The organism is Streptomyces sp. P9-2, assembly GCF_051903975.1.
GTDB lineage: Bacteria > Actinomycetota > Actinomycetes > Streptomycetales > Streptomycetaceae > Streptomyces > Streptomyces cellulosae.
This window is the reverse complement of record NZ_CP192633.1, coordinates 4325955-4348318: the sequence shown is the minus strand read 5'-3', so window position 1 is coordinate 4348318 and position 22364 is coordinate 4325955. Positions and strand designations below refer to the sequence as shown.

At 73.5% G+C, this 22364-nt stretch carries 20 protein-coding genes and 1 pseudogene; 16 read left to right on the top strand and 5 right to left on the bottom strand.

What is annotated here, in order from left to right; translation table 11 throughout:
- The first annotated feature begins 19 nt into the window (after positions 1-19).
- From ACQY0Z_RS20015 to ACQY0Z_RS20005, 3 genes are all read left to right on the top strand, one after another.
- Complete coding sequence (locus ACQY0Z_RS20015; RefSeq protein WP_189904766.1) at positions 20-955, top strand: M56 family metallopeptidase; 936 nt, start codon at positions 20-22, stop codon at positions 953-955.
- Positions 956-1879: 924 nt separating this feature from the next.
- On the top strand, positions 1880-2683 hold the full coding sequence (locus ACQY0Z_RS20010) for a phosphatase PAP2 family protein (protein ID WP_189904767.1): 804 nt from the start codon (positions 1880-1882) through the stop codon (positions 2681-2683).
- An 86-nt stretch (positions 2684-2769) separates the two neighbouring features.
- Positions 2770-3447, top strand: a complete 678-nt coding sequence (locus ACQY0Z_RS20005; protein ID WP_347225040.1) for a TetR/AcrR family transcriptional regulator — start codon at positions 2770-2772, stop codon at positions 3445-3447.
- Here the strand turns inward: ACQY0Z_RS20005 and ACQY0Z_RS20000 are convergent.
- Positions 3435-4937, bottom strand: a complete 1503-nt coding sequence (locus ACQY0Z_RS20000) for an LVIVD repeat-containing protein (RefSeq protein WP_189904769.1) — start codon at positions 4935-4937, stop codon at positions 3435-3437. The two genes, ACQY0Z_RS20005 and ACQY0Z_RS20000, sit on opposite strands and share 13 nt — an antisense overlap.
- Positions 4938-5145: 208 nt before the next feature.
- On the opposite strand from ACQY0Z_RS20000, the gene ACQY0Z_RS19995 reads away from it, so the two are divergent.
- Positions 5146-5808 (top strand): DUF305 domain-containing protein, encoded by a 663-nt coding sequence (locus tag ACQY0Z_RS19995; RefSeq protein ID WP_189904898.1) that lies wholly within the window; start codon positions 5146-5148, stop codon positions 5806-5808.
- 48 nt (positions 5809-5856) lie between these two features.
- On the opposite strand, the gene ACQY0Z_RS19990 is transcribed toward ACQY0Z_RS19995, so the two are convergent.
- Positions 5857-6336: a DUF6214 family protein gene (locus ACQY0Z_RS19990; protein WP_189904770.1), complete on the bottom strand. Its 480-nt coding sequence runs from the start codon at positions 6334-6336 to the stop codon at positions 5857-5859.
- 203 nt (positions 6337-6539) lie between these two features.
- Here ACQY0Z_RS19990 and ACQY0Z_RS19985 point away from each other — a divergent pair, with 203 nt between their 5' ends.
- The gene (locus ACQY0Z_RS19985) at positions 6540-7892 is read left to right on the top strand and encodes an FAD-dependent oxidoreductase (protein WP_439812598.1); all 1353 of its coding nucleotides are present in this window, start codon (positions 6540-6542) and stop codon (positions 7890-7892) included.
- Between the two features lie 18 nt (positions 7893-7910).
- Here the strand turns inward: ACQY0Z_RS19985 and ACQY0Z_RS19980 are convergent, their stop codons facing one another.
- The gene (locus ACQY0Z_RS19980) at positions 7911-8261 is read right to left on the bottom strand and encodes an ArsR/SmtB family transcription factor (RefSeq protein ID WP_189904772.1); all 351 of its coding nucleotides are present in this window, start codon (positions 8259-8261) and stop codon (positions 7911-7913) included.
- Positions 8262-8385: 124 nt separating this feature from the next.
- Between ACQY0Z_RS19980 and ACQY0Z_RS19975 the strand changes: the two genes are divergently transcribed.
- Positions 8386-9465: an NADH:flavin oxidoreductase/NADH oxidase gene (locus ACQY0Z_RS19975; RefSeq protein WP_254585137.1), complete on the top strand. Its 1080-nt coding sequence runs from the start codon at positions 8386-8388 to the stop codon at positions 9463-9465.
- 276 nt (positions 9466-9741) lie between these two features.
- Positions 9742-10545 carry a pectate lyase gene (locus ACQY0Z_RS19970; RefSeq protein ID WP_439812597.1) on the top strand — a complete coding sequence of 268 codons (804 nt, stop codon included), beginning with the start codon at positions 9742-9744 and terminating at the stop codon, positions 10543-10545.
- An 81-nt stretch (positions 10546-10626) separates the two neighbouring features.
- On the opposite strand, the gene ACQY0Z_RS19965 is transcribed toward ACQY0Z_RS19970, so the two are convergent.
- Positions 10627-11391 (bottom strand): PaaX family transcriptional regulator C-terminal domain-containing protein, encoded by a 765-nt coding sequence (locus tag ACQY0Z_RS19965; protein ID WP_439812596.1) that lies wholly within the window; start codon positions 11389-11391, stop codon positions 10627-10629.
- A 114-nt stretch (positions 11392-11505) separates the two neighbouring features.
- Here ACQY0Z_RS19965 and ACQY0Z_RS19960 point away from each other — a divergent pair, with 114 nt between their 5' ends.
- The 7 genes and pseudogenes from ACQY0Z_RS19960 (at position 11506) to ACQY0Z_RS19930 (ending at position 18671) form a co-directional block, all read left to right on the top strand.
- Positions 11506-12033: a PadR family transcriptional regulator gene (locus ACQY0Z_RS19960; protein WP_439812595.1), complete on the top strand. Its 528-nt coding sequence runs from the start codon at positions 11506-11508 to the stop codon at positions 12031-12033.
- Positions 12034-12103: 70 nt separating this feature from the next.
- Positions 12104-12861, top strand: a pseudogene (locus ACQY0Z_RS19955) (hypothetical protein).
- A 62-nt stretch (positions 12862-12923) separates the two neighbouring features.
- Positions 12924-14612, top strand: coding sequence for an acyl-CoA dehydrogenase family protein (locus ACQY0Z_RS19950; RefSeq protein ID WP_439812594.1), 1689 nt, complete (start codon positions 12924-12926; stop codon positions 14610-14612).
- Between the two features lie 129 nt (positions 14613-14741).
- Positions 14742-15896, top strand: coding sequence for a WD40/YVTN/BNR-like repeat-containing protein (locus ACQY0Z_RS19945; RefSeq protein WP_430541729.1), 1155 nt, complete (start codon positions 14742-14744; stop codon positions 15894-15896).
- Positions 15897-15981: 85 nt separating this feature from the next.
- Positions 15982-16659, top strand: a complete 678-nt coding sequence (locus ACQY0Z_RS19940) for a uracil-DNA glycosylase (RefSeq protein WP_189904782.1) — start codon at positions 15982-15984, stop codon at positions 16657-16659.
- On the top strand, positions 16656-17663 hold the full coding sequence (locus ACQY0Z_RS19935; RefSeq protein WP_439812593.1) for an N-acetylglucosamine kinase: 1008 nt from the start codon (positions 16656-16658) through the stop codon (positions 17661-17663). Before ACQY0Z_RS19940 ends, ACQY0Z_RS19935 begins: the two co-directional genes overlap by 4 nt.
- A gap of 84 nt (positions 17664-17747) precedes the next feature.
- A complete protein-coding gene (locus ACQY0Z_RS19930) occupies positions 17748-18671 on the top strand; it encodes a sirohydrochlorin chelatase (RefSeq protein ID WP_189904786.1) in 924 nt (307 codons plus the stop codon).
- Between the two features lie 761 nt (positions 18672-19432).
- On the opposite strand, the gene ACQY0Z_RS19925 is transcribed toward ACQY0Z_RS19930, so the two are convergent.
- Positions 19433-20920 carry an FUSC family protein gene (locus ACQY0Z_RS19925; protein WP_254585143.1) on the bottom strand — a complete coding sequence of 496 codons (1488 nt, stop codon included), beginning with the start codon at positions 20918-20920 and terminating at the stop codon, positions 19433-19435.
- A 204-nt stretch (positions 20921-21124) separates the two neighbouring features.
- On the opposite strand from ACQY0Z_RS19925, the gene ACQY0Z_RS19920 reads away from it, so the two are divergent.
- Positions 21125-21601, top strand: a complete 477-nt coding sequence (locus ACQY0Z_RS19920) for an Lrp/AsnC family transcriptional regulator (RefSeq protein WP_254585144.1) — start codon at positions 21125-21127, stop codon at positions 21599-21601.
- 19 nt (positions 21602-21620) lie between these two features.
- Positions 21621-22316 carry an HAD family hydrolase gene (locus tag ACQY0Z_RS19915; protein ID WP_347225048.1) on the top strand — a complete coding sequence of 232 codons (696 nt, stop codon included), beginning with the start codon at positions 21621-21623 and terminating at the stop codon, positions 22314-22316.
- The last annotated feature ends 48 nt before the right edge of the window (positions 22317-22364 follow it).

Genomic DNA, 22364 nt, shown 5'->3' with positions numbered 1-22364 from the left:
GCGCTTCTAGGCTGCTGCCATGATCCTCCCCGCGGTCCTGCTGCTCCTCGGTGTGCTGACCGCCGTCGTGGGTCCCCGGCTGCTCGCGCGGGCGGACTGGCCGGACCGTGAACCGGTGGTGGCCCTGTGGGCCTGGCAGTGCGTGATCGCGGCGGTGCTGCTGTGCTGCGCCCTGTCGATGACGTTCAGCGCGGCGGCGGCCTGGCGGGCGGTCGGCGGGCATGTGTTCACCGGTGCGCCGGTCGCGGTCGTGGAGGCGTACACGCTGGGCACGGCGGGCCTGTGGGCGCATGTCACCGCGGTGGTGCTGGCGTGCGGCGGGCTGTGGAGCGGGGCGATGCTGGTCCGGGAGATCGCGCGGGCCCGTGCCCGGCGCCGGGCACGCCGCGCGGAACTGAGGCGCCGTGCCCCGCTGCTGCCCGGCGAGGAGCCCGGCTCCGATCGGCTCGTGGTGCTGGAGGGCGACCGTCCGGACGCCTGGTGGCTGCCCGGCACCCCGCCCCGACTGGTGGTGACGACAGCCGCGTTGCGGCGTCTGAAGGGACGGCAGCTGGACGCCGTGCTGGCACACGAGCGCGGTCACGCGCGCGCCCGGCACGACTGGCTGCTGCACTGCTCGTCGGCGCTGGCGGACGGCTTCCCGCAGGTGCCGGTGTTCTCCGCGTTCCGCGACGAGATGCACCGGCTGGTGGAACTGGCCGCCGATGACACGGCGTCCCGCCGTTTCGGCCGGCTCACCACCGCCCTGGCCCTGGTCGAACTGAACGAGGACCGCGGGGTGTTCGGCCCCTGCCCCGCCGCACACGCGCACGTCCCGGCCCGGGTGCACCGCCTGCTCACCCCGGGCGACCGGCTCCCGCCGAGCCGCCGCCTACGCCTGACCGCCACGGCGTCCCTGGTGCCGGCACTCCCCGTCGTGGTGGCGTTCCTGCCGGGCCTCAGGGCACTGGGGTAGGCCCCCTCACGGCCGGACCGTCGTGGCATCCTCACCGGCGTCACGGACACCGGGCCGGCCCGCCCCAGCGGCTGCGGCCGGCGCCGGTCGCCGCACCCTCGGTCCCCCTACGGGTGCGGTGCTTCGGGGCGACGCGCCGGCCAACGTCTCCCGGACCCGACGCCGCCCGCGACTGGCGCCCGTCGCCGCGCCCGCGATTTCCCTACCGGAGCCGTGTGCCAGGACGCACGGCACGCTGGCCGATGTCACCCAGACCCCGACGACCGCAGCTCGCGTCCCGTCGCCACGCCCACGGTTCTCCGTACCGGAGCCGTATGCGGGGCTCACGGCGCACCGGCGAACATCTCCCGGACCCGACCACCGCGGTCCGCGTCCGTCGCCACACCCACGGTTCTCCGTACCGGAGCGTGTGCCGGGGCGCAGGCGCGGAGGCGAACGTCTGCCCGATCCCGGCGCTCGGCTCCCCACAACTCGGCTGCGGCCGACCGCCATCGCGGCGGTAGCGGCGCTTTCCGCCGTCGCGGCGCGCCACCCCCGTGGAGCGCGGCTATGGCGTAAGCCCCGCCCACCAGGCACGCCTCCCGGCGCAAGTGCACCGAGTGCCCGTCGCTGTCACCTTCGGGGACCGGCACTCCCCACACTCCCGGCGTGTCCCCAGGACAACAGGCCCCGGGCGGTCTCGCCCCCCGCCGTCCAGGCTCCCCTCCCGACACGGCCGTAACGGCCACCGATCTCCGGCAATCGGCACCCCGCCCCCACCGGTCACAATCAACCGGCACCGCATCACCCGCCCCGTCACTCGCCGCCCTCCCCCTGGCGTTCCCTCCCCGATCGCGGGCACTGGGTCAGCGACAGCTCCCACACGGCAGAACCGGGCGCGCCGGGTACTGGCCCGACGTGCCCCCGGTCGGCGAGGATCAGCCCATGCGCACCCCCCATGCCCCCGCACCGCCCGCGCCCCCCGAACCCCGTACGCCGGACCGGCCGGCGCTGGCGCCGACCATGCTGCTCGGTGTCGCCTCCGCACTGCTCCTCGCACTGGTGGCCGCCGAGTGGCGGCCGCTGCTGGACCTGGACGGCGGCATCTCCCGGACCACGCACCGCTGGGCGGTGGCGGAGGACGGGCTGACGCAGACGGCCCGCGTCCTGACGGACTGGGTGTGGGACCCGTGGACGATGCGTCTGCTGTGCGCGGTGGCCGTGATCCTGCTGCTCCGACGGCCGGCCGCGCGGTGGACCGCGGGGTGGCTGGTCGTGGTGGTGGCTCTTGCCACGGCCGTGCAGCAGGGGCTGAAGGCGGCGCTCGGACGGGAGCGCCCGGTGTGGACCGACCCGGTGGACTCGGCGCACTACGCCGCCTTCCCCTCGGGACACGCCATGACCGCGACGGTCGTCCTGGGGCTGCTGCTGTGGCTGCTGCACCGCCACGGCGTGGGCCCCCTGCTGTGGCGTACGGCGCTGGTGGCAGCGGTGATCTCGGTGACCGGTGTCGGTCTCACCCGGGTCTGGCTCGGCGTGCACTGGCCGACGGACGTGCTCGGCGGCTGGCTGTTCGGCACGCTGACGGTGCTCGCGGCGGTCGCGGCGCACCGGCGGCTGCGTCCGGCGGACGGAGCCGCGACGCCGGGCAGGTCAGGCGAGGCGCGCCGCCCGTCGACCCCGTCGCACCCGTCGTCCCCCTCGCCCGAACCGTCCACCTCGGACGATCCCCCGCGTCGCCCGAGGTGAACGGCAGCCCGAAAAGGACCCGCCGGGGGCCCTTCCAGGTGCGCTGAGTATAGTTGGCTGGCAGCCAGTCAACGCAGGAGTCCAGCATGTCCCCGCGCAGCGCCCTGGTCAATGAAGAGTTGCGTCGGCGTTCCAAGGAGCGGCTGCTGCACGCGGCGGTCGAACTGGTCGACGAGCGCGGGTACGAGGCGACGACGCTGGGCGACATAGCCGACCGGGCGGGCTCGGCGCGGGGGCTGGTGTCGTACTACTTCCCGGGGAAGCGCCAGCTCGTGCAGTCCGCCGTGCACCGGCTGATGCACCGCAGCCTGGAGGAGGCGCTGGAGCGGGAGCCGCGCACCGACGACGGCAGGGAGCGGATGGCGCGGGCGATCGACGCGATCCTGGGCCTGGCGCGGGACCGGCCGGTGCTGATGCGCCAGCACATGGCGGGGCTGCTGCAGGCGGAGGGATTTCTGCCGTGTCCCGAGCAGCGGCGGCTGGCCGAGCTGCTGAGCGACACGGTCGCCCGGCACGGCTCCCAGGACGTCGAGTCGGACTATCCGATGCTGCGGGCGCTGCTGATGGGCGCCGTCTACGCGGCGGTGATGCCGGGGGCGCCGATGTCCGTGCCGGTGCTGCGCGCCGAACTGTTCAAGCGCTACCGGCTGGACTGGGAGATGGGTGTCCCGCCGGACCCCGAGGGGACCGGCGGGACGAAGGAGAAGGACCGGACGGACATGGCCCGGTTCTTCGCGACGGGCCACGAGACTCAGTCGAAGTAGTCCGGCTGCGTCTGCACGTTGAGCTCCTTCACGTGGACCTTGCGGGCCGGGTCCGTGCGCTTGTCGTCGATCTTCAGGACGTCGAGGCCCTTGGCGATGTCGTTGGAGTAGATGTAGCCGTTGTAGTAGTACGCCGACCACGAACCGGCCACGTTGAGCTGGTCGGTGGTGAGCGGACCACGCTCGAAGTAGGCGATCTCCTTCGGCTTGGACGAGTTGGTGAAGTCCCACACCGAGACGCCGCCCTGGTACCAGGCCTGGACCATCAGGTCACGGCCGCGGACCGGGATCAGCGAGCCGTTGTGGGCCACGCAGTTCTCGGTGTCCGCCTGGTGGCGGGGGATCTTGAAGTAGCTGCGGAAGACCAGCTTGCTGCGCTCGCCCTTGCCGACGATGTCGTAGATGCCGTCCGCGCCGCGGTTGGGGCCGATCTCCGCGCTGCAGGTGGCCGCGCCGCCGCCGCCCAGCTCGTCGGTGAAGACGACCTTGTCGGCCTTCTGGTTGAACGTCGCCGAGTGCCAGAACGCGAAGTTCACGTTGTCCTGGACGCGGTCGATCACCCGCGGACGCTCGGGGTTCTTGATGGAGAACAGGATGCCGTCGCCCATGCACGCGCCGGCGGCCAGGTCCTTCGAGGGCAGCACGGTGATGTCGTGGCAGCCGGTGGTCTTGGAGACGCCCGGGTTGGTGGGCGCGCCCGGGTTGCCGCCGCCGTCCGGGCCCTCACCCGGGAACAGCACGGGGAACCCGACCACGGCGGCCTTGTGCGGGGCCTTGCGCGGGACCTTGATCACGGAGATGCCGTCGTGCGGCGGCTGGCAGTCCGGGTAGGCCGCGTTGGGCGAGTAGGACGAGACGTAGATGTAGACGTTCTTGCGGTCGGGCACCAGCGTGTGGGTGTGCGAGCCGCAGGCGGTCTCGACCGCGGCGACGTAGCGCGGGTTGCGCTTGTCGCTGATGTCGAAGACCTTCATGCCCTCCCAGGAGGACTTCTCGGTGGCGGGCTGCGTGGTGCTGTTGCAGCTGCTGTCGCTGCGCGAGGAGTCCGTCGACAGGAACAGCAGGTTGCCGGAGACGGAGATGTCGTTCTGCGATCCGGGACACAGCACCTGAGCCACCGTCTTGGGCTTCTTCGGGTTGCTGATGTCGAAGATGCGGAAGCCGTCGTAGTTGCCGGCGAACGCGTACGTCCCCTGGAAGGCGAGGTCCGAGTTGAAGCCGGACAGCACGTCCTTGGGGATGTTGGTGACGTGTTCGATGTTTGCGGAGTGGACGATCTCGTCCTGGCCGGGTATCTCGCCGCTCCTGATGGCGGCGCGCGCCTCGGCCTGGTCGCTGCGGGACACTTCCTTCGAGGCGGCGGGCGAGTCCCCCGGGTCCGGGATCGCCGCGGCGGGCGCGGCGGTGAGCAGCGCGGCCAGCAGGCCGCCGGCGGCTGCTGCAACTCCCAGCCGTCTCCGCCGGGTTCGGGAAACGCTCAACAGGATCACTGTTTTCCTCCCTGGTTCCGTTCACGTCGGAACGGTGTGGCACCGGCAGTATCGTCTTCGACATGCACATACCAACAGGGGCTCCACACCATCGCAACAAAGTTTTTTGATCGAAGTTGCGCGGAAGCGTGCTAGGACGGTCATCGACACTCACGAGGTGTTCCGCACCACTGCCGAGCGGGAATACCGCCAGTCACAGGAGGTCCATGTGCACAACCGCCGCGTGCCACGCCTGTCCGCCGTCGCCGCCGGGCTGACCGCGCTGGCCGTACTCGGGCTCGTGGGCTGCGACTCCGGCGGCGACGACGCCAAGTCCGCCCCCGCGAGCGGCCCTTCGGTGATCGCGCCCGGAGCGCCCGGGGAGGAGAACCGCACCCTGTCGGCCGAAGAGGCCCAGAAGGAGCGCAAGGAGGACGACTCCCCCAACGCCGCGGACGTGTCGTACGCGCGGATGATGATCCAGCACCACGCACAGGCACTGGAGATGACCGAACTGGTGCCGGGGCGCGCCGAGTCGCCGAAGGTGGTCAAGCTGGCCGAGCGCATCGCCGCCGCGCAGAAGCCCGAGATCGGCTCGATGAAGGGATGGCTGCGCACGCACGGCAAGTCCGAGGAGGACGCCGGCCACGGGCACGACCACGCGACGATGCCGGGCATGGCGACCGAGGCGCAGCTGCGGCAGCTGCGGGCGGCCGAGGGCAAGGCGTTCGACCAGCTGTTCCTCACGCTGATGATCACGCACCACCAGGGCGCGATCACCATGGCCACCGAGGTGAAGGGCCAGGGGAACAACATCCAGATCGAGGAGATGGCGGACGACGTGGTCGCGCAGCAGACCAGCGAGATCAACCGGATGCGCGACCTGCTGTGACGTTCCGTCCGTTTCCGGCTGCGGCGTACCGCCTGGGCGGCGGTCCGGTCAGGGGCGCTCCGCCCGGCGGGCGTGGCGCGGGGAGAGCAGCCCCGCGTCGCGCGTCCGCCCGATGAGACGGAGCGCCCCGCGCCGGCTGTAGCCGGTCCGGTCCATCACGGCGAGCACCGGGTCGGCGCCCCGCTCCTGCGCGGCCCGGTAGGCCTGGGCCACGACGGGCCACTCGGCCCGCCCGCCCGAGGGCTCCTCCCTCTGATGTGTGCCGCCGGTGTCCTCCCCCGCACCTTGCTCCGGCTCGGGCCCGGCGCCGCAGGCCCGCGCCAGCGGACCCTCGATCCAGTCGGCGAACACGGCCAGGTCCTCCAGGGCCAGCGCGGGGCGGGCCTGGACGTCCTCCAGACAGACCCAGCCGTCGCCCACGGACGCCAGCGCCTCGACCGTGGCCCCGTCGCGGAAGGCCAGCCGCACATGGAGCCACCGGGTGGAGCGCTCGCCCTCCCGCACCTCCCACGCGGGCCACACGGACACCGCACCCTCCGCAGGAGAGCGATCGGAAAGTTGAAGAAAAGATGCCTCGAGCACACAGGCAACGTAACGGGATGATCAGTTTCCCTCCGTAGGAACACGCACCCCGGACGGCGGACGGCACCCTGTCAGCGGAGCGCGGGCGGTGCCATGCTGGAAGACGCCGGCGGTGTTCCGCCGGTCCCCCTCGGGGTGAGGAGTTCCCCGTGCTGCGTGTCGCCGTCGTCGGAAGCGGACCCAGCGGGTGCTACACCGCCCAGCATCTCGTCCAGCTCGATCCCGGGGTGCGGGTCGACGTCCTCGACCGCCTGCCCTGCCCCTACGGCCTGGTGCGCTACGGCGTCGCCCCGGACCACGAGAAGATCAAGTCCCTGCAGGGCAGTCTGCGCACGGTGCTGGAGCACGAGCGGGTGCGGTTCCTCGGCGCCGTGCCGGTCGGGCCGGGCGGGGTGCCGGCGGCCCGGCTGCGGGAGCTGTACCACGCGGTGGTGTACTGCGTGGGCGCCGCCACGGACCGGCATCTGGGCGTCCCGGGCGAGGACCTTCCGGGGAGCTGGTCGGCGACCGAGTTCGTGTCCTGGTACAGCGCGCACCCGGACGCGTCCGACGCCGGGTTCCTGCGCGGGGTGCGGTCGGCGGTGGTGGTCGGCGTGGGGAACGTCGCCGTGGACGTGACGCGCATGCTGGCGCGCGGGGCGGGCGAACTGCGCCCCACCGACGTGCCGCACGCGGCGCTGACCGCCCTCGCGGCGAGCGAGGTCACGGAGATCCACATGGTGGGCCGCCGCGGACCGTCGCAGGCGCGCTTCACCACCAAGGAGCTGCGCGAACTGGGCACCCTGCCGGGCACCGCCGTCCACGTCGATCCGGCCGAGGCGGCGCTCGACCCGGCGTTCGCCGACCCGTCCGGCCTGCCTCCGCCCCGGCGCCGCAACGTCGAGGTGCTGCGCGACTGGACGGCGCCGCCGCGCCCGGACGCCGGGCGCCTGATCCGTCTGCGGTTCTTCCTCCGCCCGGCCGAACTGCTCGCCGCCGACGGCCGGGTGGGCGCCGTGCGCTTCGAACGGACGGCGCCGGACGGCGCGGGCGGGGTCACGGGGACGGGCCGCTTCGAGGAGGTCGAGGGCCAGTTGGTGCTCCGCTCGGTCGGGTACCGGGGCGTGCCTCTGGAGGGGCTGCCGTTCGACGCGGCGACGGGCACGGTGCCGCATCTCGCGGGACGGGTGCTGCGCGGGGGCGCCGCCGCGCCGGGCGAGTACGTCGCAGGCTGGATCAAGCGCGGCCCGACGGGCGTCATCGGCACCAACCGCTCCTGCGCGAAGGAAACGGTGACGTCCCTGCTCGAGGACGCCCCGTCCCTCACCACGCGCCCCCTCCCCGACGACCCGCTCCCGGCCCTGCGCGCGGAGGGCGTGGACCCGGTCCCGTGGCAGGGCTGGGAGTCCATCGAACAAGCGGAGTCCCGCCTGGGCGCGTCCCTCGGCAGGGGTGTGGTCAAGCTCCCGGACTGGGAGTCACTGCTGGGTGCGGCGCGGAGCGGGGTGGTTCGTCGGCCGTAGCAGCGCCGCCTGCGCCCTTCAGGCCCCGTCCCGTGCCGCCTGGCCTCGCGCCGCGGTGAGGAGCGCGTCCAGGAGGCCCGGGAACAGGGCGTCCAGGTCCTCGCGGCGGAGGCCGTTCATCTTGGCGGTGCCCTCGTACACCTGCTGGATCACGCCGCTCTCGCGCAGCACGCGGAAGTGGTGCGTGGTGGTGGACTTGGTGACCGGGAGGTCGAAGCGGGAGCAGGACAACGCCGCCTCGGCTTCGGCGAGTTCGCTGACGATGCGCATCCGGACGGGGTCGGACAGCGCGTGCAGCACTGACTCCAGCCGGATCTCGTCCCGCGCGGGGTGCGGCAGGACGCGGGGGCTGGGAGGGGCGGTCGTCACGGCGGCTCCATGGTGCTCCGGGAACCGTCATTGTACGAGAACCATCGTAGTTTGACATCCCCCGTACTACGATGTCTATCGTACGAGCCGCACCCCCGTCGTCCCCCTCCGAACGGAGTCCACCGTGAGCACGCTCTTCGAGCCGTACACCCTGCGCGCCCTGACGATCCCCAACCGTGTGTGGATGGCGCCGATGTGCCAGTACTCGGCCGCGCCGGAGGGCCCGGAGGCCGGCGTGCCGAACGACTGGCACTTCGCGCACTACGGCGCCCGCGCCACCGGCGGCACGGGGCTGATCCTCGTCGAGGCCACGGCGGTGTCGCCGGAGGGCCGCATCTCGCCGTACGACCTCGGGATCTGGAACGACACCCAGGTCGAGGCGTTCCGCCGGATCACCCGCTTCCTCTCCGCGCAGGGCACCGTGCCGGGCGTCCAGCTGGCGCACGCCGGACGCAAGGCGGCGACCGACCAGCCGTGGAAGGGCGGGGCGCCGGTCGACAAGGACGGCCTCGGCTGGCAGCCGGTCGCGCCCAGCGCGGTCCCGTTCAGCGAGCGCCACCAGGTGCCGGACGAGCTGAGCACGGAGGAGATCCGGGAGATCGTCGGCCAGTTCCGCGCGGCCGCCCGCCGCGCCCTCGCCGCCGGTTTCGAGGTCGCCGAGGTCCACGGCGCGCATGGCTACCTGATCAACGAGTTCCTCTCGCCGCACTCCAACCACCGCACCGACGCCTACGGCGGTTCGTACGAGAACCGCACGCGGTTCGCGTTCGAGGTGGTGGACGCCGTGCGCGAGGTGTGGCCGGACGACAAGCCGCTGTTCTTCCGTGTCTCCGCGACGGACTGGCTGGACGCGGACGGCTGGACTGCGGACGACACCGTCCGTCTCGCCGCCGACCTGCACGAGCGGGGCATCGACCTGATCGACGTCTCCACCGGCGGCAACTCCCCCGGCGTCCGCATCCCCGTCGGCCCCGGCTACCAGGTGCCGTTCGCCGCGCGGGTGCGCCGGGAGACGCCGATGCCGGTCGCGGCCGTGGGTCTGATCACGGACCCCGGGCAGGCGGAGAAGATTCTCGCCAACGGCGAGGCGGACGCCGTCCTGCTGGGCCGTGAGCTGCTGCGCAACCCCTCCTGGGCCCGCCAGGCCGCCCGCGAACTGGACGCCGAGGTCCGCGTGCCGGACCAGTACCACCTCTCCGTCTGACCTGCTCACCCCTCCCCCGTGTCGCGCCGGCGGCCCGGAATCCCGTACCGGGGTTCCGGGCCGCCGGCGTCTGTCGTTCCCGGTGTTCCTGGCCGAATGCGGACCACGCGAAGCGTTGACCAGAAAGCGCTTTCCCTCTACGTTCCGTTCATCGACATGACCGGGTCGTGACCGTTGAACGAATTCGGCCCGCATGTCGCGCAGAAACATGAACGTGGTTCATCCACATGGCTTGCCACTGGCTCGACACCCCCACACCACGACAGAAGGAACGACATGACATCCGCGACACGACCGCGCACCCCACGGCGCACACTGACGGGCGCGCTCGCCACCCTCGGCCTCTCGGTTGGCATGATCCTGACGACCGCGGCACCGTCCGCGCAGGCCGCCACCTGGCCGACCCCCAACGGCAGTCAGGGCGTCTCCTCCACCATCTCCGTGTCCGGCACCAAGGACTACGGCATGAAGCGCCTCTACGGCACCGGCGACCTGGGCTCCGGCAGCCAGGACGAGGATCAGGGCCCGATCCTGAAGCTGTCCGACGGCGCGGTCCTCAAGAACGTGATCATCGGCGCCCCGGCCGCCGACGGCATCCACTGCGAGGGCTCCTGCACCCTGCAGAACGTCTGGTGGGAGGACGTCGGCGAGGACGCGGCCACGTTCAAGGGCAAGTCGTCCGGGGCGGTGTACACCGTCAGCGGCGGCGGCGCGAAGGAGGCCAGTGACAAGGTCTTCCAGTTCAACGGCGCGGGCACGCTGAACGTGTCCAACTTCGCCGTCCAGAACTTCGGCACCTTCGTCCGCTCCTGCGGCAACTGCTCCTCGCAGTACAAGCGGACGATCAACCTCAACTCCATCGAGGTGACCTGGAAGGGCGGTCGTATCGCCGGCATCAACACCAACTACGGCGACAGCGCGACCCTGCGGAACATCACGATCGTCGGCGACAGCAGCAAGAAGATCGTGCCGTGCCAGAAGTACATCGGCAACAACACCGGCAAGGAGCCCAGCAGCAACGGCTCCGGCCCCGACGGGACGTACTGCAAGTACAACTCGTCCGACATCACTTACCGGTAGCCCCCCACGGGCAGCGGTCGTACGGGACGTCCGCGTGGCGTCCCGTACGACCGCCGGCCTTCTCCGGGGCCGCCCGCGCGGTCAGCTCCCGCCCACCAGCGAGCGGACCTCGCCCTCCAGCTTTCGCCGGTACTCCGCGTACGCGGCCCGCAGTGCGTCGCCCGGCCAGTGCGCGGGGAGCAGGGAGGGCGGCAGCACGGGGTCGGCGAGCAGATGGCGCACCACGGCCGCGAAAAGGGTCAGCCGCTCGGCCGGACGCCCGCTGCGTCCCACCTGCCCGAGCAGCGCGCGTGCCTCGTCCGCCCAGGCGTCCAACGGCCACAGGCGCGCGGCCAGTTCGGCGGCGGGGCGTGCGGGGCGGGTCGTACCGCGTTCGGCCACCTCGTCCAGAGCGGCGGGCAGGGGGCGGTCCAGGTTGGCGGGGCGCAGCCACACCCCTTCGCGCAGCTCGGCGAGGCGCAGTGTGGTCAACCGGGTGCGCAGCTCCGCCCGTTCGGCGGGGCCGCGTCCGGTCGCGGTGACGACCACCAGCTCCCAGTCCCCGTCCCACGGGCGGGTGCGCGGCTGGACCGACTCGTCCTGGCGGCGCTGGCGTTCCAGCAGGCGGTCGCTGAGGCGGTAACCGGTGTCCGTGCGGCGCAGGTCCCCTGCGGCCACCATCCGGCTCAGCGCCGCCCGCAGTGTCGACCCGCCGAGGTCGAAACTCTCCACCAGCCGTCCGAGCTCCCGCGCCGGCAGCTCCGGCGGGTGCGTGCCCAGCAGCAGGCTGAGGACGACCGACCGCGCGGACAGCGGACGCAGCCGCGGCCCGTCCGGTGCCGGCTCCGCCGGGTCGTCGCTCCGCATGAGCCGTACTTTAGGCCCCCGGTCAGGACCGGTTCCCCTCAGGTGATCCCGCACGCTGCCGCGCCGTTCACGTACGGCCGTCAAATAGTCCATTCGGACTGACAGAGTTCGACCATGCCTCGTCGTGCTCTCGACAATCCGATCGTCCTGCCCGTGCTGGGCCTGCTGCTGGAACAGCCCACGCACCCGCACCAGATGCTCGCCGAGCTGCGCAGACGCAGCGACGCGCACGCCGCCGCGATCACGCGCGGCACTCTCCGCAACACCGTCGCCGCGCTGACGGAGGGCGACTGGCTCGCCCCGCTGGAACGGCAGCGGTCGGGCAACCGCCCGGAGCGGACCGTGTACGCGCTCACGGACGCGGGACGCGAGGAGCTGGTGCGCCGGCTGGACTCCCGGATCCGCACGCCCAAGCGTGGGTTCTCCCGGTTCCTGGGCGCGGTCGCCCGTCTCGGCGCCCTCGGCCGGGACGGCTCGGTGGAGGCGCTGACCGAGCGCGGGCGGCGGCTGCGGGAGCGCACGGCGGAGGACGAGCGGCAACTCGGGAACGCCTGGCGGCGGGCGTCCCGCGCATGCACGTCATCGAGGCCGAGTACGCGCCGAGCCTGGAGCGCGCCGAGACCGCGTGGGTCGACTCGGTGATCGAGGAGCTGCGGAGCGGGGCATCGGCGTCGCCCACGGGGGCCGCGCGTGCGCGGGAGAAGGACGCGTGATGTCGCAGCGCCTGTTGTTCGGTGTGTATCCGGGTGGGGTCACCGGTGACGACTCCGGGGGCCTGGCGAGCGGGCCGCCCGACGCTCCGGAGCGGGTGACGGAGGCCCTGGGTCTCCTGCAAGGGCGGCCGGGGCGGCCGTCCCTGGTCCGCGCCTACACCGCGTTCGACGACAGCACGAGTCCCGGAGGGCCGCATCCGACGGCCGCACCGGAGGACGCGGCGCGGTACACCGTACGGGGGGCGACGTCTGGACCTGGTGGCGCAGTACCAGTCATCGGGCGGGGACGTCGACGGCTACTGCCGGTTCCTGCGCGAACTGGTCGACCGGTACGGCGCGGTGACAAGCACCCTCCAGGTGACGGAGGAGCCCGACGACACCACCAACCCTGTCCCCGACGTCTTCCGGCCCGTCGCCGCGGCCGACCTCCCGTCCGCCGTCGAGGGGCTGCTGCGTCATCACCGCGACGCTGGCGCCCGCCGGCCTTGGGCATCTGCCGCCGCACATCACCGAGCACGGCTGGCCCACCGGCGAGGAACGCCCTCCGCACCGGCAGGCCGAGGTCGTCGACACCGTGGTGTCGGCCGTCGCAGAGCCGGCGGAGGAGCTGCGGCTGAGCGGTTACACGCACGTCGCGCTGCGGGACGCCGCCAGCTCCCGGCCGGGGCTGTTCCACCGCTTCGGGCCCACCACGGACGACCACACACCCAAGCCCGTCTTCGAGACGTACAGGGCGCTGATCGACCGGCACGGCTGAACGCGCGCGTGGCGACGTGTTGCACTATTGCCGCGCCTGCAGAAATAGTGCAACACTCAGCCATGACCATCACGCGCGCTGACGAGCTGCAGCAGACCCCGTACGCACTCGGCGCCCTCGGCGGCGCCACCCACGACGTCACCAACCAGCCTCCTTTCCCGTCCCCGTACGACGCCTCGGACGACGTCGCCCTGCTCGAAGGGGTGCGGCGGGAGGGCGCCGGCTGGGCCGAGGAGGACCTGCGGCGGCTGGGACGGCTGGCGGGCAGTGAGGAGGCGCAGGAGTGGGCCGACCAGGCCAACCGTCACGAGCCCGGACTGCGCACCCACGACCGGTACGGGCACCGCGTCGACGAGGTCGACTTCCACCCGAGCTGGCACCACCTCATGCGCACCGCCGTCGCGGAGGGGCTGGCCGGCGCACCCTGGGCGGACGACCGGCCCGGCGCGCACGTCGCCCGCACCGCCGGCGGACTCGTCTGGGGCCACACCGACGCCGGACACGGCTGCCCCACGTCGATGACGTACGCGGCGATCCCCGCCCTGCGCAAGCAGCCCGAACTGGCGAAGATCTACGAGCCGCTGCTGACCAGCCGTGAGTACGACCCCGGGCTGCGCGTGCCGACGGAGAAGCGCGGGCTGCTGGCCGGCATGGGGATGACCGAGAAGCAGGGCGGCTCCGACGTCCGCACCAACACCACCGCCGCGACGCCGACGGCCGAGCCCGGCGTGTACACCCTGCGCGGCCACAAGTGGTTCACCTCGGCGCCGATGTGCGACGTGTTCCTGGTGCTCGCGCAGACGCCGGGCGGTCTGTCCTGCTTCCTCGTGCCGCGCGTCCTGCCCGACGGCACCCGCAACACCTTCCGCATCCAGCGCCTCAAGGAGAAACTGGGCAACCGTTCCAACGCCTCCTCCGAGCCGGAGTTCGACGGGACGGTCGCCTGGCTGGTCGGGCCCGAGGGGCAGGGTGTGAAGACCATCATCGAGATGGTCAACTGCACGCGCCTCGACTGCGTGATGATGTCGGCGGCGCTGATGCGCAAGACACTCGTCGAGGCGGGCCACCACGCCCGTCACCGCAGCGCCTTCGGGGCGCGCCTGCTCGACCAGCCGCTGATGCGCAACGTGCTGGCCGACCTCGCGCTGGAGTCCGAGGCCGCGACGACGCTCACCCTGCGGCTGGCGGGTGCGGCGGACCGCGCGGTGCGCGGGGACGCCGGGGAGGCCGCGTTCCGGCGGATCGCGACGGCGGTCGGCAAGTACTGGGTCACCAAGCGGGGCCCCGCCTTCACCGCCGAGGCGCTGGAGTGCCTGGGCGGCAACGGGTACGTCGAGGACTCGGGGATGCCCCGCCACTACCGGGAGGCGCCGCTGCTCTCCATCTGGGAGGGCTCGGGCAACGTCAACGCCCTGGACGTGCTCCGGGCGCTCGGCCGTGACCGGGCGACCGCGCAGACGCTGTTCGACGAGCTGGCGCTGACGCGCGGGGCGGACGCCCGGCTGGACGCGGCCGTGGCCGGGCTCAAGGACCAGCTGGCCGAGGGGTCGCAGGTGACGGCCCGCCGGCTGGTGGAGCGGATGGCGCTGACGCTGCAGGCGTCCCTGCTCGTGCGGCACGCCCCGGCCGCGGTCGCCGACGCGTTCTGCGCGACGCGGCTCGGCGGCGACTGGGGGCACGCCTTCGGCACGCTGCCGGCGGGGGCGGGGCTGGACGCGATTCTGGAGCGGGCGCTGCCCGGGCGGGAGTAAGGCGGGGGTTCCTGGCGCGGGTGACGCGGGGGCTTTTCGCCGAGCGGGCGGACGGTCGTCGGATCGTCCGCCCCGGACCCGCCGCACCGCCGTGACCTGCGGTCATGCAGCGTTCGACCGTGACTGTCAGTGGTGGGGTGCACACTGACCGGTGTCCTGATCGAGGACGTCGAAGACGATGTCACGGAGGTGATCGGCATGACCGAGGTACTGCTGGCCGTGGGCACCCGCAAGGGCCTGTTCATCGGGCGCCGGCGAGGCGGCTCCTGGGAGTTCGACGAGTCCCCCTACTTCAAGGCGCAGGCCGTGTACTCGGTCGCGATCGACACCCGGGGGCGGAGCCCCCGGCTGCTGGCCGGCGGGGACAGCGCGCACTGGGGGCCGTCGGTGTTCCACTCCGACGACCTGGGCCGCACCTGGACCGAACCGGCCCGGCCCGCCGTCAAGTTCCCACCCGACACCGGAGCTTCGCTGGAGCGGGTCTGGCAGCTGCACCCGGCCGCGGCCGAGCCGGACGTGGTGTACGCGGGCACGGAGCCGGCAGCACTGTACCGCTCGGAGGACCGCGGGGAGTCCTTCGAGCTGGTCAGGCCGCTGTGGGAGCATCCGACGCGCTCCAAGTGGGTGCCGGGCGGCGGCGGTGAGGGCCTGCACACCGTGCTGACCGACGCGCGCGACCCCCGGGCGGTGACGGTGGCCGTCTCCACCGCGGGTGTGTTCCGCACCCTGGACGGCGGCGCGAGCTGGGAGCCGGCCAACCGCGGGGTGTCCGCGGTGTTCCTGCCGGACCCGGACCCGGAGTTCGGGCAGTGCGTGCACAAGGTCGCCCGGGACGCGGCGGACCCGGACCGGCTGTATCTGCAGAACCACTGGGGGGTCTACCGCAGCGACGACGCCGGCACGCGGTGGACGGACATCGGCGAGGGGCTGCCCTCGACGTTCGGGTTCGCGATGGTGACGCATCCCCACCGCGGCGACACGGCGTACGTCTTCCCGATCAACGCCGACGCCGACCGGGTCCCGGCGGACCGGCGATGTCGTGTGTACCGGACCGGGGACGCGGGGCGCAGCTGGGAGCCGCTGTCGGCGGGGCTGCCGCAGGAGGACCACTACGGCACGGTGCTGCGCGACGCGATGTGCAGCGACGACGCCGACCCCGCGGGCGTCTACTTCGGCAACCGCAACGGCGAGGTGTACGCGTCCGCGAACGACGGTGACAGCTGGAAGCAGTTGGCCGCGCATCTGCCGGACGTGCTGTGCGTGCGGGCGGCGGTCGTCGGATGAGGGCCCGGACGGGGGCCGTGCGGATCCCGCCGGGTTCGGGCCACGGGTTGATAGCCGCTGTCGTCGCGGCAGTAGGGTGACGCCCGTGGCACCACGACCCTTGAACGAGATCGTCGAAGCGGGCTGGGCGCAGGCCCTCGAACCGGTGGCGGGGCGGATCGCCGCGATGGGGGACTTCCTCCGCGCGGAGATCGCCGCGGGACGCACCTACCTCCCGGCGGGGGCGAACGTCCTGCGGGCCTTCCAGCAGCCCTTCGACGAGGTACGCGTCCTGATCGTCGGACAGGACCCGTACCCCACGCCGGGGCACGCGGTGGGCCTGAGCTTCTCCGTCGCCCCCGACGTGCGCCCGCTGCCCGGCAGCCTGATCAACATCTACCGCGAGCTGAACAGCGACCTGGGCCTGCCCCAGCCGTCGAACGGCGACCTGACCCCGTGGACCGAACAGGGCGTGCTGCTGCTCAACAGGGCGCTGACGACCGCCCCGCGCAAGCCGGGCGCCCACCGCGGCAAGGGCTGGGAGGAGGTCACCGAGCAGGCGATACGCGCGCTGGCCGCACGCGGCAAGCCGCTGGTCTCCATCCTGTGGGGACGGGACGCCCGCAACTGCCGTCCCATGCTGGGTGATCTGCCGGCCGTGGAGTCGGCGCACCCGTCGCCCATGTCGGCGGACCGCGGGTTCTTCGGCTCGCGTCCGTTCAGCCGGGCCAACGACCTGTTGATCCGTCAGGGCGGGCAGCCGGTGGACTGGCGCCTGCCGTGACCGGGGCCGGCTACCTCGCCGTGGACTCCGGGGGGTCCGGGCTGCGGGCCGTCGTCGGGGCGCCCGGGCGCGGTCCGCTGGCCCGGGCCTCCTCGGACGTGCCGGTGCGCACGGGCGAGCGGGGGATCGACCCGGCGCACTTCCTCGAGCAACTGGTGCCGATGGCACGGGCGTTGTGCGCCGAAGTGGGGCTGGAGCGGCTGGACACGGCCGCGATCGGGGCGGCGGGGATGGCCAGCCTGGGCGACGCCCTGCGCGCGGAGCTGCCGGACGCGCTGGCCCAGGAACTGGGCGTCGTACGGGCGGCGTTGGCGGCCGACGCGGTCACGGCGTACGTGGGCGCGCTCGGGCCGCGGCGCGGTGCGGTGATCGCGGCGGGCACCGGCCTGATCACGATCGGCACGGACCTGGCCGGGTGGCGGCGGGCGGACGGCTGGGGGCATCTGCTCGGCGACTGCGGCGGAGGCGCCTGGATCGGGCGGGCCGGGCTCGAGGCAGCGCTGCGCGCACACGACGGGCGGGCCGGGGGTTCGGCGCGGCTGCTGGCGGACGCGGAGGAGATGTTCGGTCCGGTGAGCGGGCTGCCGGGGCAGGTGTACCCGCGCGCGGACCGGACGGCGGTGCTCGCCTCGTTCGCCCCGCGCGTGGGCGCGTGCGCGGAGGACGGGGACCCGGTGGCCCTGGGGATCGTGCGGGAGGCGGCCCGGCACATGGCGGACTCGGCGGCCGCGGTGTGCCCGGCGGAGGGGGCGCCGGCGGTCGGCTGCACCGGCGGGCTTCTCGGGCTCGGCGAGGTGCTGCTGGCGCCTTTGGAGGAGCGGCTGGCGGAGCTGCTGCCCCACGCGCGGCGGGTGCCCGCCGAGGGCGGTCCGCTCGACGGGGCGGTGCGGCTCGCCGAGGATCTTTCCGCTGGTCCGCTCGCTCTTCCGAGTGACGGGAGGATGCTGTGCGTGACGAGCACGGGGGGAACGGGCGTCACCCTCACGGCCGACACCCGTACGTAACTCATCCGACAAAACCGGACGGATACCGCTCACCTGCACCCTCCCCGAACAGGAGCCCCCCGGAAGCCACTAACATGCGGCAACATGAGCACCCCCACTGGGCCCGCGTCCGGCCTGCCCGTACGAATGCCGCGCCCCCGCCAGCCCGGACGGCACCGCCGTCCCGAACCCCTGGTGGCTCCCGAGGACGCGCCCGCGCTCGTCCTCGCCGTGCCGGGTACGCCCAGTAGTGCCACCCGCTCGCTCGCCGACGAGGTCGTGAGCATCGCACGGTCCGAGCTGCCCGGTCTCGACGCCCGGATCGGCTACCTCGACGGGGACAACGAGGAGTTCCCCTCGCTGGCCTCCGTCCTCGCGCACGCGGCCGAGGAGCGCACCGCCCGCTACGAGCAGGCGCGTGCCGCCGGTTCCGACGTCAAGGAGCCCGACGGCCCCGTCGCCGTCGTCGTTCCGCTGCTCGCCGGCCCGGACAGCGCGCTGCTGCGCCAGGTCCGCCAGGCCGTCATGGACAGCCGCGTCGCCGCCGAGCTGACCGACGTCCTCGGCCCGCACCCGCTGCTCGCCGAGGCGCTGCACGTGCGGCTCTCCGAGGCCGGCCTGGCCCGCGCGGACCGCGCCCGCCTGTTCACCGTGGCGACCGCCGCGGACGGCATCATCCTGGCCTCCGTGGGCGGCGACGAGGCGGTGCAGGCGGCCGGCATCACCGGCATGCTGCTCGCCGCGCGCCTCGCCGTGCCGGTGATGGCCGCGGCGCTCGACCAGGAGGGCTCCATCGCCTCCGTGGCCGAGCAGCTGCGCAACGCCGGTTCGCAGCAGCTGGCGCTGGCGCCGTACCTGATCGGCCCGGAGATCGACGCGTCGCTCGTCGAGGAGGCCGCGAAGGAGGCGGACTGCCCGGCGTCCGAGCCGCTCGGCCCCTACCCGGCGATCGGCAAGCTGGCCCTGGCCAAGTACACGACCGCCCTGGGGATCGCCCCCCAGCAGCCCCAGAGCACCCCGGCCCGCTGACGCGGCCGCCTCATCCGCAGGACGCCTGAAGGGCCCGCCCCGGTTAACCGGGGCGGGCCCTTTGGCGTGGGGGGTCACGCGGCCGGGCAGGGGGCGCCCTCCTAGCCGTCACTGGTCTGTGCGGCCAGCCGTCGGCGGCGTCGGCACGGGTTCGCCGGGACCGCGACGGATACCGGCGGGGACGCATCGGGATCGTGCGAACCGCCCATCGGCCATCCCCGGTTCTCCGGCGGGCGGCACCGTCGGAGGAGGGGGCGCCGGAGCGCCGGCACAGCGCCCTGAACCCGGCCGGGCCGGCCGGCTTGCGCGACGGGCCGCTGGGAACGGCCCCCCACCCCGCCAGAGCTGCGGCGCACGGAGCCGCCCGGCAAGGGCACGCCGAGTCCACCGGCCGACACGGCGTAACGACCGCGGGGCTGGATGGGCCAACGGGTAGTGCGCCCGGCCCACCCGATTCCCACGCCTCATGCGGCCGACCCGGCTGCGCTCAGCACCCGGCGGCGCGGGAGGGGGAGCCGCCCCTGCCGGCTCACGGGCCCGTGGGGTGAGGTGCGGCGCCCCGGCCTCGGGATGGGCGGGTGGCGCGGGCCGGCGCCGGACGGCCGCGGCGACATGGCTCGCCCTCCGACGGGCGGCACCGTCGGTCGAGGGGCGCCGCGTGCCCGCGTACGGGGGCCGGCCGGCGTGGATGGGCGGGTGCGAGCCGGCGGCTGACCGAGCCGCATCCCGCGCCCCCGCTCAGCCGGCGGCCACGCCACCCCTCACGCGCCCACCAGCGGCGAGCCCGACGGCGTCCGCAGGGGCGTGGACAGTTCCGCGAGCGTGCGCTCCAAGGTGTGGAGGTGGGCCAGGGCCGGTTCCGTGGCGGAGGGCGCCGTGCGCAGTTCGATGTCCCGGCCCGTCGTGAGGGCCTCCACCGCCGCCTCGACGCGCCAGCAGGCCGCGGCCAGGCGGGCGTCGTGGGAGGCCTCCGGGTCGGCGGCGACGGCGACCAGGCCGCGGATCTCGCGGGCGCAGTCGTCGAGGAGGGCAAGCACCCGGCGGGCCCGCCGCTTGCGGCCGAGCATCGGGTTCAGCGGGTGGACGAGGGGCGCCACGGAGAGGCGTACCCGGGCGAGGAGCTGCTCCAGTTCCGTGACCATGGGCGCCGGGTCCGCGTCGGGGTCGCCGGCCAGCCGTGCGGCCGTCTGCGCCGTGCAGGCGTGCACACAGCGCAGCGCCCGCTGGATCCAGGCGTCGGTGACGCTGTGCGTGGACACGGGCAGCACGAAGACCACCGCGAGCGCCGCGCCGAGCGCGCCGACGCCGGTCTCCGCCATCCGCAGGGCCAGCAGGGACGGGGTGAGCACGCCCAGCAGGCCGTAGAGCATGGCGGCGAGCACCGTCACCCAGAGCATCATCCAGGTGTACGAGAGGGCCGCCGTGTAGAAGATGCCGAAGACCGAGACGGCGACGACCAGCACGGTGAGCGCCGCGTCACCGTGCGCGGGAAGGGCGACGAACAGGGCGAGACCGGCTCCGATGATCGTGCCCAGCACACGGCGGAAGCCGCGCACCAGGGTCTCGCCGCGCGAGGTGGTGTTGACGAACGCCCACCACGTCGCGCCGACGGCCCAGTACCAGCGCTCCCCGGACACCAGCTGCCCCACGAGCAGGGCGAACCCGGCGCCGGCCGTCGCCTGCACGGCCTGACGGGTGGTGATGCGGGCGAGCCCGGTGCCGCCGGGAGGCGCGGGCACGGCCACCGGGGGCAGCCGCCGCTCGTAGCACCACAGGCCGAACCGCACCGCGCCCGCGGTCGCCACGGACAGCAGCACGGAGGCGGACAGCTCGAGAAGCTGTCCGGTGCGGGCGTGCAGGAACTGCGCCGCGAAGAAGAGCATGAAGGCGAAGATGCCGAGGGCGTGCCCGCGCGGCCCCCAGCGCCTGGCGTACACGCCGAGCCCGACCACGGCGAGGAAGGCGGCGTCGCGGGCCACGGGGTGGTCCTGGAGCGCCGCGGCGACGGCCAGCACGGGCAGGCCGACGGCGGGCATGAGTGCCGTGGTGACGGCCTGCCCGCGGACGGTGGCGTCGGTGACGGTGAACAGGGCGAGGAGCGCGGCGAGTCCACCGGTGATCGCACCGGTGAGGGAGTGCCCGGCGAGCCCGCAGGCGACGACGGCCAGCCCGATCCCGAGCACGGCCCGCGTCGCGAACCGCAGCCGGATCCGTCCCGGATCCGGAGCCATGAACACCTTCTTCAGCACCTACCGCCCCCTGGCATCTCGTACGACCTGTGTCGTGGCATGAAAAAGGCGCCGCGGGTCCCGCAGCGCCATCGACGCACCCATATCAGCATCCTTGCCGCCAGTGGCTCAACCGAGGCTCACTGGAGTGAGCCATTGGTACAGTCATGACGGCATCCCCTGGGCCATCGCCGTGCCAATGGCCGACTCCGGAGCGACGACCTCGTGGCCGTGGACGAACTCGACACCCGCATCCTGCGGCTGCTGCTGGAGCAGCCCCGCACCTCCGTGCGCGAGTACGCGCGCATCCTCGGCGTGGCGCGCGGCACGCTCCAGGCGCGGCTCGACCGCATGGAGCGCGACGGTGTGATCACCGGCGTCGGCCCCGCCCTCTCCCCCGCCGCGCTGGGCCACCCGGTGCTGGCGTTCGTGCACATCGAGGTCACCCAGGGACACCTGGACGAGGTGGGGGACGCCCTCGCCGCGGTGCCGGAGATCGTGGAGGCGTTCTCCATCACGGGCGGCGGCGACCTGCTGACCCGGGTGGTGGCCCGCGACAACGCCCATCTGGAGGACGTGATCCAGAAGTTGATCGGGTTGCCCGGCGTGGTCCGCACCCGTACGGAGGTGGCGCTGCGGGAGCGGGTGCCGCACCGGCTGCTGCCGCTGGTGGAGTCGATCGGCCGGTCGGCGCGCGCCTAGCCCCTGCCATGCTGGTCACATGAGCGCACTCGACACCCTCTCGGTCGTCTTCGATCTCGACGGAACACTCGTGGACAGCGAGCCGAACTACTACGAGGCCGGGCGCCGCACGCTCGTCGAGTACGGCGTCCCGGACTTCTCGTGGAAGGAGCACGAGCGGTACGTCGGGATCAGCACCCGGGAGACGATCGCGGACTGGCGCCGCCGGTACCGCCTGTCCGCGTCGGTGGACGAACTGGTCGCGGTGAAGAACCACCACTACCTGGAGCTGGCCCGGACGAAGACGACGGTGTTCCCCGAGATGCGCGCGTTCGTCGAGCGGCTGGCGGACGAGGGCGTCCCGATGGCCGTGGCGTCGGGGTCCTCGGCGGAGGCGATCGACCTGATCCTGGCCGGCACCGGCCTGGACGCGCATCTGCGCACCGTCGTGTCGGCCGACGAGGTCGCGCACGGCAAGCCGGCCCCGGACGTGTTCCTGGAGGCGGCCCGGCGGCTCGGCGCGGACCCGGCGGACTGCGTGGTGGTCGAGGACGCGGCGCCGGGAGCTGCCGCCGCGCACGCGGCCGGGATGCGCTGCATCGCCGTCCCGTACGTCGCCGCGCAGGCCGACGCGCCGGAGTTCGCCACGGCGGGCCTGCTGCTGCGGGGCGGCCAGCCGGAGTTCACGGCGCGGGCCGCCTGGGAGTGGCTGACCGGGACCGCCCGCCGGGGCTGACCTGCACCGGACGGGGAACCGCCGCACGCCGTGCACCGAGCCCGCTTC

Coding starts and splice junctions, on each gene's coding strand:
- ACQY0Z_RS20015 (WP_189904766.1), top strand. CDS start 20: ATGATCCTCCCCGCGGTCCTGCTGCTCCTCGGTGTGCTGACCGCCGTC.
- ACQY0Z_RS20010 (WP_189904767.1), top strand. CDS start 1,880: ATGCGCACCCCCCATGCCCCCGCACCGCCCGCGCCCCCCGAACCCCGT.
- ACQY0Z_RS20005 (WP_347225040.1), top strand. CDS start 2,770: ATGTCCCCGCGCAGCGCCCTGGTCAATGAAGAGTTGCGTCGGCGTTCC.
- ACQY0Z_RS19970 (WP_439812597.1), top strand. CDS start 9,742: ATGACATCCGCGACACGACCGCGCACCCCACGGCGCACACTGACGGGC.
- ACQY0Z_RS19965 (WP_439812596.1), bottom strand. CDS start 11,391: ATGCGGAGCGACGACCCGGCGGAGCCGGCACCGGACGGGCCGCGGCTG.
- ACQY0Z_RS19960 (WP_439812595.1), top strand. CDS start 11,506: ATGCCTCGTCGTGCTCTCGACAATCCGATCGTCCTGCCCGTGCTGGGC.
- ACQY0Z_RS19950 (WP_439812594.1), top strand. CDS start 12,924: ATGACCATCACGCGCGCTGACGAGCTGCAGCAGACCCCGTACGCACTC.
- ACQY0Z_RS19930 (WP_189904786.1), top strand. CDS start 17,748: ATGAGCACCCCCACTGGGCCCGCGTCCGGCCTGCCCGTACGAATGCCG.
- ACQY0Z_RS19915 (WP_347225048.1), top strand. CDS start 21,621: ATGAGCGCACTCGACACCCTCTCGGTCGTCTTCGATCTCGACGGAACA.